This is a genomic window from Nocardioides epinepheli, assembly GCF_037936805.1.
GTDB lineage: Bacteria > Actinomycetota > Actinomycetes > Propionibacteriales > Nocardioidaceae > Nocardioides.
This window is the reverse complement of record NZ_JBBMMC010000002.1, coordinates 47,807-65,398: the sequence shown is the minus strand read 5'-3', so window position 1 is coordinate 65,398 and position 17,592 is coordinate 47,807. Positions and strand designations below refer to the sequence as shown.

Sequence of the window (17,592 nt, the reverse complement as noted above, 5' to 3'; positions counted from 1 at the left end):
TGCTCGTCGGCCGGTCAGCGAGCCGAGGGGGTCACCCGCACCTGGTCGTAGCCGCGCAGCACGAAGGTGCCGCGCGATACGGGAGGTCCGGCGAGCGCGAGATCCGGGTAGCGGCCGAACAGCGCGGGCACCGACTCGACGAGCTCCATCCGCGCCAGCGGCGCGCCCAGGCAGAAGTGCACGCCGACACCGAAGGCCACGTGCGGGTTCGGCGAGCGGTCGACCAGGAACTCCCCGGGGCGGTCGAAGACGGCCGGATCCCGGTTGGCCGACCCGAGTAGGACCGCGACGCGCTCGCCAGGCTCGACGACCACGCTGCGGCCCTCCGGACCGATCGTGATCTGCTCGGTCGCCGTCCGCTCGAACAGCTGGAGGGCGGAGTCGAAACGGAGCATCTCCTCCACGGTGGCAGCGACGTCGTCGCCGGGGCGCAGGCCGCGTTCGAGCATCGCGACCAGGCCGTTGCCGAAGACGTTCACCGACGCCTCGTGCCCGGCGTTGAGAAGCAGGACCACGGCTGCGACGACCTCGTCGTCGTTCAGCTCGGTGGCGACCAGATCGGTGATCAGGTCGTCGGCCGGGGTGATCCGCCGGGCCGCGGCGAGGTCGCGCACCAGCGCCGCGAACTCCTCGGACGCGCGCACGGCCTCCTCGACCACGACCTCGGAGGGGTTCGGCTCGTACACCCGCACGATCGCCTGCGACCAGGTGCGCAGGGAGGGCACGTGCTCCACCGGCACGCCGAGAAGCTCGGCGATCACCAACACCGGGAGTGGCTCGGCGTAGGCGGAGATCACGTCGAAGTCGGCGGCGGGGTCGATCTCGTCCAGCAGGCCCGCTGCCAGCTCCCTCACCCGCGGGCGGAGCCGCTCGATGTGCCCTCGGGCGAACGCCGCGGCCACCGGACGCCGCAGCCTGGTGTGCTCGGGCGGCTCGTTCTCCATCATCTGGTTGCGGTGCAGCAGGTTGAACGGCTCGAGATAGTCCGCCGGCTCCCGGTCGGTCCACAGCCGGCCGAAACGCCGCTCGCGCTGGACCGCACCCACCGTCGCGTGGTCGAAGACCAGGTACAGCCCGAGCCCCTCGTGCCAGGCGACCGGGTGTGCGGCCCGCTCCTGGTCGAAGGCCGGGTACGGGTCCTCGACGAATGCCGAGGACCCGAGGTCAAGCGAGGTTGTCGGGACCGAAGGCATCAGGAAGCACCTCATCCATCCGACGCACACCGGCGCCGGTCATCAACAACATGTCGGGCCCGCCGTTTTCGTAGAGCAGCTGGCGGCAGCGCCCGCAGGGCATGATGATGGCGCCGTCGCCGTCGACGCACACGAAGTGCGTCAGCCGACCGCCCCCGCCCCGGTGGAGCGAGGAGATCACGCCGCACTCCGCGCAGAGCGCCACGCCGTAGGCGGCGTTCTCGACATTGCAGCCGGACACGTGCCGCCCGTCGTCGACGATCGCGGCGGCGCCGACCTGGTAGTTGGAGTACGGCGCGTAGGCGTGGGCCATCGCCTCGACCGCCTCCTCTTGCAGCCGCGCCCAGCCGTCGGCGGTGAGATCGGTGACCATCAGCCAGCACTCCCCTTGCGGTAGACCTGACCATCAGCGGCCGGCATTCGTAGTTTCTGGGCCGCGAAGGCCAGCACGAACAGGGTCGCCAGGTAGGGCGCCATCCCGGTGAACTCGGCAGGGACGCTCTCGGTGGTCGCGAACCAGACCCCGAAGACCACGCCGATGCCCCCGGTGATGAGTCCGCGCCGGACCGAGCCGCGGTAGATCTGCCAGAGCGCGAGGATGATGAGCACCACGGCGATCACGAGCAGCAGGGCGTGCAGTTCGATCGTGCCTCCACGCAGCCGGATGGCGGTGGTGTAGCCGAACAGGCCCGCGCCGATCAGCAGCCCCCCGGGGCGCCAGTTCCCGAAGATCATCGCCGCCAACCCGATGTAGCCCAGGCCGCCGGTCAAGCCGTTCTGATATCCCGGGCCGGACACGAGGACCAGGTAGACACCGCCGAGTCCGGCGAAGATGCCCGACATCACCACGGCGAAGAACTTGTAGAAGTACACGTTGACGCCCAGCGACTCCGCCGCCGACGGCGACTCCCCCACCGACCGCAGACGCAGACCGAACGCGGTCCGCCACAGGATCCAGCCGGAGACACCCACCAGCACGAAGGCGAGGATCGTCAGCAGCGAGAGGTTGCGGGTGAGCGCAGCCAGGAGCGAGGCCAGATCCGAGATGACGAACCAGCCCTTGGCAGAGAGCTCGTTGAGCGCGTCGTTGAGCGGCCCGATCGTGATCGCCGGCGGACGCGGCAGGCTCGGCGACTGAGTGGGACCACCGCCCTCGAGCCCGGTGAACCAGGCCTGGGCCAAGAACGCGGCCAGGCCGGCGGAGATGATGTTGATCGCCACACCGGACACGATCTGGTCGACGCCGAAGATCACCGTGGTCACGGCATGGACGGTCCCGGTGAGGGCGCCGAAGAGGATCGACCCCAGGATGCCGGCGACGACCCCGTGCTCGACGGTGAAGTAGGCACCGCCGAGCGCGCCCATGATCATCATGCCCTCGAGCCCGATGTTGACCACGCCGGCCCGCTCCGACCAGAGCCCGCCGAGACCCGCGAGCGTGATCGGCACCGCGGCCTGGATGGCCGCGCGCAGCGCACCGGCGGAAGTCAGGTCGTCGGCACCGGTGAGGATGCGAACCAGCGAGACCAGCGCGAAGACCCCGGCGACGATGAGCATCCATCGCAGGGGCGTTCCTCGCGTGCTGGCGGAGGTGTTGGGGCCGCTCTGGTCGGCCTCGATGACGGGGACGCTCACTTCACCGGCTCCTCTCGCGGGGACTTGGCCAGGTCGGGGCCGTCGCCCGGTCCGGCGTCGGGGCCGTTGCCGGGCCCGTCACCGGGATCCTGGCCGGGCCCACCGTCCTTGCCGTCGGTTCCGGCCGTCGGTGGAGCAAGCTGGCTGGCGACTGCGGCCTGCTCGAGACGACGTCGGTAGCGCCGGACGAGCGTGTAGGCGATGACCACGGCGAGCACGATGATGCCCTGGGTGACCGAGACGATCTCCGGTGAGATGCCGACCAGGATGTTGAGGCGGTTCCCCTGCTCGCTCAAGAAGGCGAAGATCAGCGCCCCGGCCGCGATCCCGGCCGGGTTGTTGCGGCCGAGGAGGGCGACCGCGATCCCCGAGAAGCCGATGCCTACCTGGAACGACGAGCCGTAGTTGTGGGCCTGCCCGAACAGCACGGGCATGCCGATGAGCCCCGCGATCGCGCCGGAGATCAGCATCGAGATGATGATCATCTTCTTCACGTTGACGCCCGAGGCCACCGCTGCCGACTCCGAGGCACCGGTCGCGCGGACGTCGAAGCCGAAGCGGGTGTAGGTGATCACGACGTAGTAGGCGATACCGACGACCACCGCCAGCAGGGCCAGGCCGTAGATCTCCGCGCCGCCGGCATCGGGCACCGCCGGGATGCCGCTGACCCAGCTGCTCTCGGGGATCTCCTTGGTGCTGATCGAGTTGCCGGTGCGCACGCCGACCTTCTTGATCAGGTAGCCGACGAGCAGGCCGGCGATCGAGTTGAGCATGATCGTCGCGATCACCTCGCTCACCCCGCGAGTGACGCGGAGCACGGCTGCGATACCTGCCCACAGGGCCCCGGCGACCATCGCCATGAGGATCGCGAACACCGTGTTGAGCGCACCAGGCAGGAATGCCTGTCCGGCGACGACCGCCGCGACGAAGGCTCCGATGCGGTACTGACCCTCGACTCCGATGTTGAACAGGTTCATCCGGAAGCCGACGGCCGCGGCGACGCCGGAGAGGTACAAGATCGCGGCCGAGTTGATGATGTTGACGCGGTTGCGTGGTTCAGGCCACTTCAGGAGCGTCTCCCAGAAGGCCCCGACGTCGGCGCCGGTGGCCGCCAGGAGGATCGAGGCCAGCGCGCCCGCGATCAGGAGCGCGAGGACCGGCGCGGCCAGACCGAGAAGCAGTTTCTGCACGACTCTCATTCGGCACCTCCTGCGCCCGTCATCGCGGTTCCGAGTTGTTCGGAGGTGACCTGCTGCGGGTCGAACGTGCCGACCAGCCGGCCGCGGAGCAGGACCTTGATGGTGTCCGAGAGTCCGATCAGCTCATCGAGGTCGGCGGAGATGAGGACCACCGCAAGACCCTCCCGCCGGGCGCGGCGGATGTGGTCCCAGATGGCGGCCTGGGCGCCGACGTCGACGCCGCGGGTGGGGTGGGCGGCGATCAGCAGCGAGGGATCGCCGGACATCTCGCGGCCCACGATGAACTTCTGCTGGTTGCCGCCGGAGAGCGCTCGGGCGGTCGTTGCGATGCCGGGCGTGCGGACGTCGTACTCCTCGATGATCCGGACCGAGTCGCGGCTGGCACCCCCGCGACTGATCCAGCCCCCGCTGCCGCAGGGGCGCCGGGTTTGGAATCCGAGGATCCGGTTCTCCCAGAGCGGGGAGTCCAGCAGCACGCCGTGCCGGTGCCGGTCCTCGGGGATGACCCCGATCCCGAGCTCGCGGCGCCGGCGGGTGGACAGGTTGGTCATGTCATGGGCGAGCCGGGCGCCCTCGCGGGCCGGCCCGTCCGCCGAGCCGCCCGCGCCGTTGCCGGACTTGTCCTGCGGCGCCGTGGTGTAGAGGGTGATCGTGCCCGAGGACAGCTTGAGCATCCCGATGATGGCCTCGACCAGCTCCGTCTGGCCGTTGCCCTCGACGCCGGCGATTCCGAGCACCTCACCGGCGTGGACGGTCAGGTCGATCCCACTGAGGACCTCACGGCCGCTCACATCGGCGACGCTGACGTTCTCCAGGCTCAGCGTGACGCGGTCGGTGACCGTCGACTCCTCCGTGGAGGGGCTCGGCAGCTCGCTGCCGACCATGAGCTCGGCGAGCTGGCGGGAGGTGACGGTGGCCGGATCGACGGTGGCCACGGTCGTCCCGCGGCGGATCACGGTGATCTCGTCGGCGATCGAGCGGACCTCGTCGAGCTTGTGCGAGATGAACACGATCGTGTGCCCCTCGTCGCGCAGACCACGCAGATTCGCGAACAGCGCGTCGACCTCCTGCGGCACCAGCACCGCGGTCGGCTCGTCGAGGATGATGATCCGCGCGCCCCGGTAGAGGACCTTGAGGATCTCGACGCGCTGACGCTTGCCGACGCCGAGCGACTGCACGAGCTCGTCGGGGTCGAGTCCGAATCCGTAGGCCGCGGAGAGCTCCCGGATCCGCGCGCGGGCCTTGTTGCCGATGCCGTGGCGCCGCTCGTCGCCGAGGACGACGTTCTCGAGCACGGTGAGGTTGTCGGCGAGCTGGAAGTGCTGGAAGACCATGCCGACGCCCGCGGCGATCGCGTCCGAGGGCGACTTGAGCTTGGTCGGGACGCCGTTGAGCTCGATCGTGCCCGAGTCGGGCGGCTGCACGCCGTAGAGGATCTTCATCAACGTCGACTTGCCGGCGCCGTTCTCGCCGACGATCGCGTGGATGGTGCCGCTGCGGATGTCGAACGTGACGTCGTGGTTGGCGATCACACCGGGGAACCGCTTACCGATCCCCTCGACCCGGACGGCGACGTCGCCGCCCGGCACATCCTGCTTCTTCAACACCGTGGACAAGTCGGCTCTCCTTCAAACGCGACCGGACCTGGAGACGACTTTGGTCGTCCCCAGGCCCGAGGAGTCGCGGCGGTGGATCAGGGCGCGGTGGGAACCTCGATCTCGCCGCTCTTGATCTTGTCGGCGAACTCGTTGATCTTGCTGGTCAGCGGGTCGATGGCGGGGTTCTCCGTGGAGTACCCGACGCCGTCGTCGGCCAGGTCGTAGGTGATGAACCCGCTCGGGGTCTCACCCTTGTCGAAGGCGGTGACGTAGTCGCTGACGCCGACGTCGATGCGCTTGAGCATCGAGGTGAGGATGAAGGGCTTCAGGGAGTCCTCGGCGGTGAGGTACTGGTCGGAGTCGACGCCGATCGCCCAGTTGCCCTCGCCCGCGGCCTCGACGGCCTGGAAGACGCCGAGACCGGACTTGCCGGCCGCGTGGAAGATGACGTCGGCGCCCGAGTCGAGCATGCCCTCGGCAGCGGTACGGCCACCGGGCGCGTTCTCGAAGCCGGTCTTGCCGTCGTTCGGGTCGTCGGTGAGGTACTGGACCTGGACCTTGACCTTGGGGTCGGCCGCCTTGACGCCGGCCTCGAACCCGGCCTGGAAGCCCTGGATCAGCGCACCGTTGGTGCCTCCGACGAAGCCGACGGTGCCGGACTTGGTCTCCAACGCGGCAGCGACGCCCACCAGGAACGAGCCCTCGTTGGCGGCGAAGTTGATGTCGGACAGGTTGTCGGCCTCGGTGATCGAGGAGGCGTAGCCGTCGATCACGGTGAAGTCGGTGTCGGGGAAGTCGGCAGCGACCTCGGCGGCGGCGGGCGAGTAGATGAAGCCGACCGCGATGACCGGGTTGTAGCCCTCGCTGGCGAGCGTGCGCAGTCGCTCGGCACGGGCGGTGTCGTTCTCGTCGGAGCCCGCCTCGGCCTCGATGCAGGTGGCGTCGAGGTCCTCGACGGCCTTCTCGACGCCGGCGTACGCCGAGTCGTTGAACGACTGGTCGCCACGGCCACCGACGTCGTAGGCGAGGCCGATCTTCGGGCCGTCCCCATCAGCGGTCTTGCACACGTCACCGGAGGCTTCCCCACCGCTGCCGCCGTTGCCGTCGTTCCCCTTGTCATCGTCGCTGCCGCACCCGGCGAGAGCGAAGGTGAGTAGCACAGACACGACGGCTGCCATCTTGGTCCTACGACGCAAGATTCCTCCTTGGTTCAGGATCGCGCCATCGGGGCAGCGCGAAAATCAAGCGTCACCATAGTGCCGGAATCGTCGGGAGGGGCGCCCACGACCGAAGTTTTTTCGGTCGTTACCAGAAGGTGATGAACGACCCGGTCGTGGCGCGGCGCGCGTGGGCACGGCCGGAGTCTTCGTGGCCCGCCCATCCCGGCGGCTCGACCGGCGTTGGATCAGTTCGTCGGGATCACCAGGGACTGCGACTGGCGCACCGGCAGCGTGATGCCCGAGGTCGAGGAGATGGTGTCGAGCGGGAGGGGCCCGGCGGGAGCCGGCTCGCCGCTCCAGCTCGTCTGCCAGGTCGAGGTGAAGTCGACGGGCATGGCGTTGGAGGTGCGGGTGAACTGCAGCGCGCACGCGTCCGTCGAGGCCGCCGTGAGGGTCATCGTCATCTGCTCCTGCGTGCAGTTGGCGACGCCATTGGGCGAGCTGAGCGTCCACGACGGCTCCGCGGCGGTGACGGTCGCGGAGTTCGTGCCCGCCGACGCCTTGATCCAGAGGCTGTCCGGCTGATCGGGGCCGGCGGTGAAGCGGGTGGGCAGGTTGACCAGCGTGGCGCCCCCGAACTCGGCGATGGTCGGGCTGTGCTCCACAGTCGGGTCGGGAATGGTCATCGCGGCCCGCGCCGCGTCGCGCAGGCTCTCGACATTGACCGGCGGCGGCGGGGGGGTCTGAGACGGCGGCAGGAGCAGCGTGATCAGAGTCGCCTGGATGCCGTCGAGGCCCACGGTCTGGCCCGCATAGTCGTGGGCCACCTTGTCGTTGACGATGTCGATGCCTTCGCGGCACGACATCATGTACCAGACGAAGTCGGCCCGCTTCGGGTCCTTGGCGGCCTCCTCGATCGCCGAGAACGGGCCCCACATCGCGAAGACCGACTTGCCGCTGTAGTGGCTGCCCGCCGTGGCGTCCTCGTACTGCTTGAGGAACTCCTTGGGGTTGCCTTGGGCCTCGTACCAGCAGTCGGGCTGCACGTAGGCGACTGCAGCCGGCGATCCGGACGCGGGCGCAGCCGGCCCGCTGAAGGTGACGCCGATAGTGCAGGTGTCGCCGCTACAGCCCGCGGTGCTGCCTCCGGCGTTGCCGGCCGAGGCCGGGGGGGCGGCGAGCACTGCCGTACCTCCTGCCACCAGCGCGCCTGCTGCTGTGAGGCGGGCGAGAAGCCCGATCCGTCCGAGGATGGTCATGTGCACTTTCCTCCGCTGGTCGTGATCTCGACGGAAGACACTCGCCAGGCACCGTCTTGACGGACGAGCGCACCGGTGGCGTCGTAGAACGGCAGCAGCAACTCGACCGGCTTGCCCTTGGCATCGCGGTCGGTGCTGTAGTTGTCCATGCAGCTGTGCAGGGTGGCGGTCTCGCCGTCGACCTTGATCTGGTCGACGTCGATCACGAGGTCGCCCTCGGTGTGCAGGTTGCGCGTGCGAAGCGTCTCGACGTAGTTGACGACGTCCGACATCGCCTCATCGGTCGCGACGGCGCCCATCTCGGGAAGCACCTCGGCGGCTCCGTAGGAGGCGATCCGGGTCCGCCAGTAGTCGAGCCATGCCTCGGCGACCGCCTCGGCGTCGGCGCCCTGCGCGGTGATCTTGCGCGGATAGACGTCGTTGCCGACGTCGTCGGGTTTGCCCTGAGGCGTCGCGTCGCCACCGCTCGGCGCGGAGGGAGTGCCCGGCTCCGACGACGGCGCCGGGTCCGAACTGGAAGAACCCTCCAGGTTCGGGCGACCGGCATTGTCGGAGTTGTCGGAGTCGCCGGAGTCGCCACCACACCCGGTGAGCGCTGCCACCAGAACCAGACCTGCCGCAGCACCCGCGGTCGCGCGACGCGGAGCCAGTACCGCGCGTAGTCGCACCAGGTCCTCCGTATCGTCAGCGTCCGGCCGGACGGCGGTCGTCACGGTCGCGCCTACCCCGCGGGCGGGCGACACAAACACCGGTCTGCAGACTACCCGGCGTCGGACGGATCCGAATCATGCGGGATCGGCGGCGGATCAGCGGGCGCTCGTGGTGGCCACCGGGTCGACGGCTCCCAGGGCCGCCGAGGCCAGCACGCGGGCGCCGATCGAGATGGCTCGTTCGTCGACCTGCAGGTTTCCCTGATGCAGGTCGTAGGTCGGGCCTCCCGGAGTGCGCGTGCCGAGTCGGAACATCGCGCCCGGCACCCGCTCGACGTACCAGCCGTAGTCCTCGCCGCCGAGGCTCTGCGGTACCGCGACCTGCCCGGAGGGCCCGAGCACCCCTCGGACCGCGGCGGCCAGGATCGCGTTGGAGCCGGCGTCGTTGACCACCGGCGGGACGCCTTGGAGGTAGTCGACGTTGGCCGTGACGCCGTAGGGGCGCACGATGTCCTGGATCGCCTCCCGGATGGCCGGCTCGCATCCGGCCCAGGCGACCGGGTCCAGGATGCGCACGGTGCCGGCGGCCATACCGCGGTCGGGGATCACGTTCGGCGCGACGCCGGCGCGGACCACGCCCCACACGACGCTGACTCCCGAACGCGGGTCCATCCTGCGGCTCAGCACGGCGGGAAGCTCGCTGGTGACCTTCGCCAGGGCGAAGGTCAGGTCTCCGGTCAGGTGTGGGCGCGAGGTGTGCCCGCCGGTGCCCTCGAGGTAGACCTCGATCTTGTCGGCGGCGCTGGTGAGCGCTCCGGAGCGCAGGCCGATCCTCCCGACGTCGACGGCGGGGTCGCAGTGGAGCGCGAAGATCCGGTCGACGCCGTCGAGATGGCCGTCCGCGATCAGCTGGCGCGCACCACCGGGCATGACCTCCTCGGCCGGCTGGAAGAGCAGCCGGACCCGCCCGGGCAGCTCACCGCGCTCGTGGAGCTCGGCGAGGGCGAGGGACGCTCCCAGCAGGCAGGTGGTGTGGACGTCGTGGCCGCAGGCGTGGGCCACCCCGGGCGTGGTGCTCGCCCACGGCACCCCGGTGACGTCCTCGACGGGCAGGGCGTCGATGTCGGCACGCAGCGCCACCACCGTGTCGGCGTCCGGCGGCCCGATCTCGGCCACCACGCCGGTGGGCACGGCGCGGGTGACCTGCCACCCCGACGCCTCGAGCCGGTGGGCGACCAGGTCGGTGGTGCGCGTCTCGGACCACGACAGCTCGGGATGGGCGTGCAGGTCGCGACGCAGCTCGAGGAGCTCGGTTTCGTACTTGCTCACGACGTCGTCGATGACGGTGAGGGCTTGGTCGGACATCACGCCCAATCTAGTGCTCACCCGAGGCGATCGGGACGGGTGTCCGCCCGGGTCGGCCTCCCGGGGGTGCTGGCGACCGTTCTAGTCGACACCGGTGACGACGGACTGGGACTGGACGACGGGCACCACGATCGAGGCCGTCGGGCTGAGCGTCTGGAGCGCGCCACCGACGGGGCCGTCGTTGTCGACCCCCTCCCAGCTGCCCTGCCAGGTGGTCCGCCCGGTGACGGTCCAGCCGGCCGCGCTGGGCCGCAGGAACTCCAGCGTGCACGCCGCGTCGGCGTTGCCGCCGGGAGCGTAGGCGGTCGTCGCCTGGTCCAGGGTGCAATCGCGATCTCCGGCCGGCGAGGTCACCTGCACCCCGTCGGTGGCGGCGTCCAGGGTGGCCCGTACCGGCGTGCCGGGGATCGAGACCTCGAGGTGGATCTTGCCGTCGCCGGCAAGTGCGTCCTCGGTGTTCTCCACCCAGAACCACGTGGGCAGGTTGACCATCGTCGCTCCGCCGAAGTCGCCGAGCTCGGGATTGCGCACCAGCTGCGGGCCCTCGATCTGGGCCGAGGCGGCGTCCCAGACCTCCCGGACGACGTCCTCGACGTCGACCAGCGGTGGCGCCGGGTCGGCACCGATGAACGCGGCGAGCGAGATCGAGAAGTTGCCACTGCCGGGCACCCCCCAGTCGCCCGGGCTGCTGCCGCCACTCGGGGTGAAGCCCTCGTCGGAACAGTTGACGCCATCGGCTGACCCGAGGGTGTACCAGGTGTACTGCGTGCCCTCGTGGGCGTGCATGTACTCCTGTGTGGGAAGGGTCAGCAGGGATGGCACGAAGGTGATGGAGGTGGCCTTCCTGGTGGCCTCGACCCACTGGGTCATCGCGTCGGGCGCGGACGGGTCGATGTCGTAGTAGGACAGGTTGGCGGTGTTGAAGGGCACCCACCAGCACTTCGGGGGGACGGTGACCGTGATCCCTCCGCTCGGTACGGGATCACCGGGTCCCCCCTTCACCACCACGTGCACCGCGATTCCGAAGGACCCACTGCCGGCGCCGGCACGCGCTGGAGCCGGACTGCTGAGCGCGATCACGAGCCCCAGGGCCACACTGACCGCCGCAGTGGCAGCGGCGGATAAGAACCGATTCCTCACGATGCGTCACCCTCCCGAGCGCGGCGACATCCTCGGAGGCACTCTATATCTCCCCGGCCTCCTCGGGTACCTCCCTGGCCTCTTCGGATCCCTGGTCGTAGGCCGCGAGCAGCCGGTCTGCGGCCAGTGTCGCCGGGATCTCGCCGGCCAGGACCTCGGCGCGGACGCCGTCGCGGATGGCCCGGACGCCCGGCGAGTGCCGCAGCCGCTGGTCGAGCTCGTCGCGGACCAGCGCCCAAGTGAAGTCGAGCTGCTGCTGGGCCCGTTTGTCGGCCAGGCCGTCGGCACCGAGGTGGTCGCGGTGCTGCAGCACGCGGTCCCAGACGTCGTCGACGCGCAGGTCGTGCAGGGCCGAGCAGGTGACCACAGGCGGGGCCCACTCGCCGTGGCCGCGCACCAGCCGCATCGCGCTCGCGAGCTCGCGGGCCGCGACCCGGGCCTCGCCCTCGTGGTCGCCGTCGGCCTTGTTCACCGCGATCACGTCGGCGATCTCCAAGATGCCCTTCTTGATGCCCTGGAGCTGGTCGCCGGTGCGGGCCAGGGTGAGGAAGAGGAAGGTGTCGACCATGCCGGCGACGGTGACCTCGGACTGGCCGACGCCGACGGTCTCGACCAGCACGACGTCGTAGCCGGCCGCCTCGAGCACGCTCATCGCCTGGACGGTCGCGCGCGCCACTCCCCCGAGCGTCCCCGCGCTCGGACTCGGCCGGATGTAGGCGTGCGGGTCGGCCGAGAGCTGCGCCATGCGGGTCTTGTCACCGAGCACCGAGCCGCCGGTGCGCACGCTGGACGGGTCGACCGCCAGGACGCCGACCCGGTGGCCGGCCGCGGTGAGCCGGCTGCCGAGCGCCTCGATGAACGTCGACTTGCCCACGCCCGGCACGCCCGAGATCCCCACCCGGACGGCGGGCGAGTGCACACCGGAGCCGGGATCGGCGGTCAGCGTGGTGAGCAGCTCGCGCGCGGCCTCGCGGCGTTCGCGCTTGCTGGACTCCACCAGCGTGATCGCCCGCGCGACTGCCGCCCGCTGCCCGTCGCGGACGCCGTCGACCAGCGCGCCGACGTCGACCTTCACGCGTCGTCGTGGTCGAGCTGGTCGCGCAGCTTGGCGAGCAGGTCGAGGGCCGACTCGGCGATGACGGTGCCGGGGAGGAAGACCGCGGCGGCCCCCATCTCCTGGAGGGTCGGGACGTCGTCGGGCGGGATGACGCCGCCGATGACCGTCATGATGTCGGGCCGCCCCTGCTCCTCCAGCGCCTTCTTCAGCGCCGGGAGGAGGGTGAGGTGGCCGGCCGCGAGCGAGCTGACCCCGACGATGTGGACGTCGGCGTCGACCGCCTGCTGGGCGACCTCCTCGGGGGTGGAGAACAGCGGCCCGACGTCGACGTCGAAGCCCATGTCGGCGAAGGCGGACACGATGACCTTCTGGCCGCGGTCGTGGCCGTCCTGGCCCATCTTGGCGACCAGGATCCGCGGCCGGCGTCCCTCGGCCTCCTCGAACTCCGCGGTGGCGGCGAGGGCCTGCGAGAGCAGCGAGCCGCCGTCGGCGCCCTCCTCACCGGAGTGCTGGGCGGACTCGTCGCGGTACACGCCGGAGATCGTACGGATCACCGCGCGGTGGCGGCCGTAGACCTTCTCCAGCGCGTCGGAGATCTCGCCGACGGTGGCCTTCGCGCGGGCGGCGTCGACGGCGAGGGCGAGCAGGTTGCCGTCGAGGTCGCTGGAGGCGCCGCGCTCGGCGGAGGAGGTGAGCGCCTCGAGGGCCGAGCGCACCGCCTCGTCGTCGCGCTCGGCGCGCAGCCGCTCCAGCTTGGCGACCTGCTGACGGTAGACGTCGTCGTTGTCGACCTTGAGGACGTCGAGCTTGTCCTCGGCGGCCAGGCGGTAGGTGTTGACGCCGATGACCTGCTGGGCGCCGGAGTCGATGCGCGCCTGGGTGCGGGCCGCGGCCTCCTCGATGCGCATCTTCGGGATGCCCTGCTCGATCGCCTTGGCCATTCCGCCGGCGCGCTCGGCCTCCTGGATGTGCGCCCAGGCCCGCTCGGCGAGGTCGTGGGTGAGCCGCTCGACGTAGTAGGAGCCGGCCCACGGGTCGATGGTGCCGGTAGTGCCGCTCTCCTGCTGGAGCAGCAGCTGGGTGTTGCGGGCGATGCGGGCGCTGAAGTCGGTGGGCAGCGCGATCGCCTCGTCGAGGGCGTTGGTGTGCAGACTCTGGGTGTGGCCCTGCGTGGCGGCCATCGCCTCGATCGCGGTGCGCCCGACGTTGTTGAAGACGTCCTGGGCGGTCAGGCTCCAGCCGGAGGTCTGGGAGTGGGTGCGCAGCGAGAGCGACTTCGGGTTCTGCGGGTCGAACTGGCGCACCAGCCGGCTCCACAGCGCCCGGGCCGCACGCATCTTGGCGACCTCCATGAAGAAGTTCATCCCGATCGCCCAGAAGAAGCTCAGCCGCGGGGCGAACTGGTCGATCGTCATGCCGGTGTCGAGGCCGGCGCGGATGTACTCGACGCCGTCGGCCAGGGTGTAGGCCAGCTCGAGGTCGTTGGTCGCCCCGGCCTCCTGGATGTGGTAGCCGGAGATGGAGATCGAGTTGAACCGCGGCATCCGCGCGGCGGTGTAGCTGAAGATGTCGGAGATGATCCGCATCGACGGCGCCGGCGGGTAGATGTAGGTGTTGCGGACCATGAACTCCTTGAGGATGTCGTTCTGGATGGTCCCGGCCAGCTGCTCGGGCGTGACGCCCTGCTCCTCGGCGGCCGCGATGTAGAGCGCGAGCACCGGAAGCACGGCGCCGTTCATGGTCATCGACACCGACATCTCATCGAGCGGGATGCCGTCGAAGAGGGTGCGGGTGTCGTAGATCGAGTCGATCGCCACACCGGCCATGCCGACGTCGCCACGGACCCGCGGGTGGTCAGAGTCGTAGCCCCGGTGCGTGGCGAGGTCGAAGGCGACCGAGAGTCCCTTCTGGCCGGCGGCGAGGTTGCGCCGGTAGAACGCGTTGGACTCCTCGGCGGTGGAGAACCCGGCGTACTGCCGGATGGTCCACGGCTGGGTGGTGTACATCGTGGGGTACGGGCCGCGCAGGAAGGGGCTCAGCCCTGGGAGGGTGTCGAGCGCGTCGAGGCCCGCGAGGTGCTCGGGCCCGTAGACCGGCAGGACGTCGATGCCCTCCGGGCTGGACCACGGCTCGGCGTCGACCCGCGGGGTCTCGGGCGCTGTGCCGCCCGCGAGGGGAAGTCCGCTGAAGCTCTTCGGAACCGTCATGACAGGGCCTCCCGCGTGCGGGTCAGGAAGGCGAGGGCATCGACGCCCATCGCACACGAATCGTCGGCGTAGTCGGTGGGCTTGCCCGCGATCACCACGTGCCGCGCGCCCGCCTCGCGCAGGGCCGCGGCGGCGGCCTCGCCCCAGTCGGCGTAGGCGGCGTCGGAGCCGGCCAGGCACACGACCGGCTGTCCGGCGTAGGCGGCGACGAGCGCCTCGACGCCGCCCTCGGGCGCAGTGGGGCCGGCGACGTCGGCCTCGATGCCGCCGGCGGCGAGCAGGTTGGTCGCGAACGTCGCGCGCGCGGTGTGCTGGGCGACGGTGCCGAGCGTGGCGAGGAAGACGTGAGCGGTGGGCGGGTCGTCGCGCAGGGCCTCGAAGCTCGCGCCGTAGGAGCGGACGCCGAGGCCGGGCCCATCGCGCTCGGGGAGGGTCTCGGCGAGGTTCGGGAACTCGGTGAGTCCGGTGAGCGGACGACGCCGGGTGGCCACCTGCTGCTCGCGCTCGGCCACCACGGCCTCGATCGCGGCCTCGAGGTCGCCGCCGTCGTCGAGGTCGCCGAGGACGGCCCAGGCCGCGGCGGCGAGGTCGTCGGTGAGCCGCTCGACGGCGTACGCGCCGCCGGCGGGGTCGGCGACCCGGGCGACGTGGGACTCCGAGATCAGCAGCGAGGAGGTGTTGCGCGCGATCCGGCGTCCGAAGGCATCGGGGCGGCCCAGGGCGCTGTCGAAGGGCAGCACGGTGACGGCGTCGGCGCCGCCCACCCCGGCCGCGAAGGCGGCGACGGTGGTGCGGAGCATGTTCACCCACGGGTCGTAGCGGGTCATCATCGGCCGGCTGGTGACGGCGTGGATCCGCATCGGCACCGGCGCGTCGATGCCCGACAGCTCCTGGAGCCGGGCCCACAGGCGCCGGGCCGCGCGCAGCTTGGCGATCTGGGCGAACTGCTCGTCGGTGACGGCGTAGCGGAACTCGACCAGCGCGGCCGCGTCGGCGAGCGCGAGCCCGGACGCCTCGGCGGCGCGCAGGTAGTCCGCCGCCGCAGCCATCGAGGCGCCGAGCTCCTGGGCGTCGGAGGCACCTCGGTCGTGGACGGCGGTGGCGTCGACGACGAACCCGAGGATGCCGGCCGCGCGGGCGGCCTCGGCCAGGTCGGCGTCGAACTGCGGCAGGCCGAGGTTGGTGTGGGGGTGCAGCTCCCGGTCGGTGGCCCAGCCGAGGAAGCCGCGCGCCGCGGCCGCCGGGTCCGCGGCGTCGAGCACCACCGGCGCGAGGTCGATGAAGACGCCGGCGAGAGCCGCGTCGAGGGCGTCGGGCGAGGCGGCGTCGGGGTCGGCGAGCGAGACCCACAGCGAGGTGGCTCCGGCCTCGAGGTCGGCGATGGCCTCCTCGTTGAGCAGCTTCGCCGGACCGGCGGCGAGGTGGGTGCGGATGTCCCAGGCGCCCGCGCGGGCCGGTCGTCCTGCCGTCCGGAGGTCCTCGAGCAGGTCGGGAGTGCCGAGCGGACTCACCTCGACGCCGTCGAGGGTGGTGCGGGTGAGCTTCTCCCACACCAGCGAGTCGGGGTCGTCGTCGGTCATCCGCCGCGCCTTGCGCAGGACCTTCGCGGCCTCCCGCTCCCAGTCGCTGCGGGTGTGCGTGTCCTCGGGCTGCGCCAGGTCGAGCGAGCCCTGCTCGGGCTCCAGGTCGGCAGGCTCCTCCAGACCGCCGTCGACGGCAGCCCCATCTGTGGTCATGCTCGGCACCCTAGAGACGACGCGTGACGAGTGCCACCGAGTGTGATGTTTCCCGCCGATGATTCCAGCGGTCTCCACCGGTCCTTCTTCACATGCCCGCCACCGACGTCGACCTGTTCGCCGGGGTGCCCGTCACCGACTTCCCCCGGGCGATCGCCTGGTACGAGCGGCTGTTCGGCCGAGCCGGCGACTTCGCGCCCCATGACACCGAGACGGTCTGGACCCTCGCCGAGCACGGACACGTCTACGTCGTCCTCGACCCGGCCCGCGCGGGCCACGCCCTGGTCACGGTGTTCCGCACCGACCACGACGACTTCGTCGCCGCTGCCTCCGCGCGAGGCCTGGAGCCGATCTCCCGCGAGACCTACGCCAACGGCGTCCGCAAGACCACCTACCGCGACCCCGACGGCAACGAGCTCGGCATCGGCGGCGCCCCCACCCCCACCTGACCACCCGTCCCGCCGTCCCGGCCGCCTTATCCACAACCCGACTCACTCAAGGCACGCTGACCCGTCCGCTATAGCTGACGGGTCACCTCAAATGGACGCCGACCCGTCAGCTATAGCGGACGGGTCAGCGTTCTCGGGACGGTCGGGGCGGGGGTCAGAGTTCGGTGCGGCCGTCGTTGTCCTTGTTGCGGATGCCGATCTTGGAGCCGAGCCAGACGAGGGGGTCGAACATGCGGTCGGCGACGCGCTCCTTCATCGGGATGATCGCGTTGTCGGTGATGGTGATGTTCTCGGGGCAGACCTCGGTACAGCACTTGGTGATGTTGCACAGGCCGATGCCGCCGGCGGCCTGGGCGAGCGAGCGGCGGTCGTGGGTGTCGAGGGGGTGCATGTCGAGCTCGGCGAACCGGAGGAAGAAGCGCGGGCCGGAGAAGGCGGGCTTGTTGTCCTCGTGGTCGCGGATCACGTGGCAGACGTCCTGGCACAAGAAGCACTCGATGCACTTGCGGAACTCCTGGCCGCGCTCGACGTCGATCTGCGACATCCGGCGCTTGCCGTCGGCGTCGCGCGGGGGCGGTGCGAACGACGGCATCTCCTTGGCCTTCTCGTAGTTGAACGAGACGTCGGTGACCAGGTCGCGGATGATCGGGAAGGTCCGCAACGGGGTGACCGTGATCGTCTCGGTCGGCTCGAAGTCGGAGAGGCGGGTCATGCACATCAGCCGTGGCTTGCCGTTGATCTCCGCGCTGCACGACCCGCACTTCCCGGCCTTGCAGTTCCACCGGATCGCCAGGTCGTTGAGCTGGGTGGCCTGCAGCCGGTGGAGCGCATCGAGGACGACCTCGCCCTCCGAAACCTCCACGGAGTAGTCGCCGAGCCCACCGCCGCTCCGGTCGCCGCGCCAGATGCGCAACTTCAGTTCGTAACCCATGTCGACTCCCTCG

The 17,592-nt window shown here is 70.6% G+C and carries 15 protein-coding genes; 1 reads left to right on the top strand and 14 read right to left on the bottom strand.

The genetic code is table 11. The features are described from left to right. Positions 1-14: 14 nt before the first annotated feature. From WMR31_RS03720 to WMR31_RS03660, 13 genes are all read right to left on the bottom strand, one after another. On the bottom strand, positions 15-1,193 hold the full coding sequence (locus tag WMR31_RS03720; protein ID WP_340537427.1) for a cytochrome P450: 1,179 nt from the start codon (positions 1,191-1,193) through the stop codon (positions 15-17). Then, entirely contained in the window at positions 1,165-1,566 is a 402-nt protein-coding gene (locus WMR31_RS03715; protein WP_340537426.1) for a cytidine deaminase, read from the bottom strand. The genes WMR31_RS03720 and WMR31_RS03715 overlap by 29 nt, the downstream gene beginning before the upstream one ends. Further along, on the bottom strand, positions 1,566-2,828 hold the full coding sequence (locus tag WMR31_RS03710; protein ID WP_340537425.1) for an ABC transporter permease: 1,263 nt from the start codon (positions 2,826-2,828) through the stop codon (positions 1,566-1,568). Before WMR31_RS03710 ends, WMR31_RS03715 begins: the two co-directional genes overlap by 1 nt. Beyond that, positions 2,825-4,027: an ABC transporter permease gene (locus WMR31_RS03705; RefSeq protein WP_340537424.1), complete on the bottom strand. Its 1,203-nt coding sequence runs from the start codon at positions 4,025-4,027 to the stop codon at positions 2,825-2,827. The genes WMR31_RS03710 and WMR31_RS03705 overlap by 4 nt, the downstream gene beginning before the upstream one ends. Continuing rightward, entirely contained in the window at positions 4,024-5,634 is a 1,611-nt protein-coding gene (locus WMR31_RS03700; RefSeq protein WP_340537677.1) for an ABC transporter ATP-binding protein, read from the bottom strand. Before WMR31_RS03700 ends, WMR31_RS03705 begins: the two co-directional genes overlap by 4 nt. Before the next feature lie 86 nt (positions 5,635-5,720). Further along, the gene (locus WMR31_RS03695; protein ID WP_340537423.1) at positions 5,721-6,791 is read right to left on the bottom strand and encodes a BMP family lipoprotein; all 1,071 of its coding nucleotides are present in this window, start codon (positions 6,789-6,791) and stop codon (positions 5,721-5,723) included. A gap of 239 nt (positions 6,792-7,030) precedes the next feature. Beyond that, the gene (locus tag WMR31_RS03690; protein ID WP_340537422.1) at positions 7,031-8,044 is read right to left on the bottom strand and encodes a hypothetical protein; all 1,014 of its coding nucleotides are present in this window, start codon (positions 8,042-8,044) and stop codon (positions 7,031-7,033) included. Next, on the bottom strand, positions 8,041-8,757 hold the full coding sequence (locus WMR31_RS03685; RefSeq protein WP_340537421.1) for a hypothetical protein: 717 nt from the start codon (positions 8,755-8,757) through the stop codon (positions 8,041-8,043). Before WMR31_RS03685 ends, WMR31_RS03690 begins: the two co-directional genes overlap by 4 nt. Positions 8,758-8,850: 93 nt before the next feature. Then, the gene (locus WMR31_RS03680) at positions 8,851-10,059 is read right to left on the bottom strand and encodes an amidohydrolase (RefSeq protein ID WP_340537420.1); all 1,209 of its coding nucleotides are present in this window, start codon (positions 10,057-10,059) and stop codon (positions 8,851-8,853) included. An 81-nt stretch (positions 10,060-10,140) separates the two neighbouring features. Beyond that, a complete protein-coding gene (locus WMR31_RS03675) occupies positions 10,141-10,989 on the bottom strand; it encodes a hypothetical protein (RefSeq protein WP_340537419.1) in 849 nt (282 codons plus the stop codon). 253 nt (positions 10,990-11,242) lie between these two features. Beyond that, on the bottom strand, positions 11,243-12,274 hold the full coding sequence (gene meaB, locus WMR31_RS03670) for a methylmalonyl Co-A mutase-associated GTPase MeaB (RefSeq protein WP_340537418.1): 1,032 nt from the start codon (positions 12,272-12,274) through the stop codon (positions 11,243-11,245). Beyond that, the gene (gene scpA / locus WMR31_RS03665) at positions 12,271-14,463 is read right to left on the bottom strand and encodes a methylmalonyl-CoA mutase (RefSeq protein WP_340537417.1); all 2,193 of its coding nucleotides are present in this window, start codon (positions 14,461-14,463) and stop codon (positions 12,271-12,273) included. The genes meaB and scpA overlap by 4 nt, the downstream gene beginning before the upstream one ends. Continuing rightward, complete coding sequence (locus WMR31_RS03660) at positions 14,460-16,199, bottom strand: methylmalonyl-CoA mutase family protein (protein ID WP_340537416.1); 1,740 nt, start codon at positions 16,197-16,199, stop codon at positions 14,460-14,462. Before WMR31_RS03660 ends, scpA begins: the two co-directional genes overlap by 4 nt. A gap of 92 nt (positions 16,200-16,291) precedes the next feature. On the opposite strand from WMR31_RS03660, the gene WMR31_RS03655 reads away from it, so the two are divergent. Beyond that, entirely contained in the window at positions 16,292-16,648 is a 357-nt protein-coding gene (locus tag WMR31_RS03655) for a VOC family protein (protein WP_340537415.1), read from the top strand. Positions 16,649-16,802: 154 nt separating this feature from the next. Here WMR31_RS03655 and WMR31_RS03650 read toward each other — a convergent pair whose 3' ends face one another. Then, positions 16,803-17,579 carry a succinate dehydrogenase/fumarate reductase iron-sulfur subunit gene (locus WMR31_RS03650; protein ID WP_340537414.1) on the bottom strand — a complete coding sequence of 259 codons (777 nt, stop codon included), beginning with the start codon at positions 17,577-17,579 and terminating at the stop codon, positions 16,803-16,805. Positions 17,580-17,592: the final 13 nt, after the last annotated feature.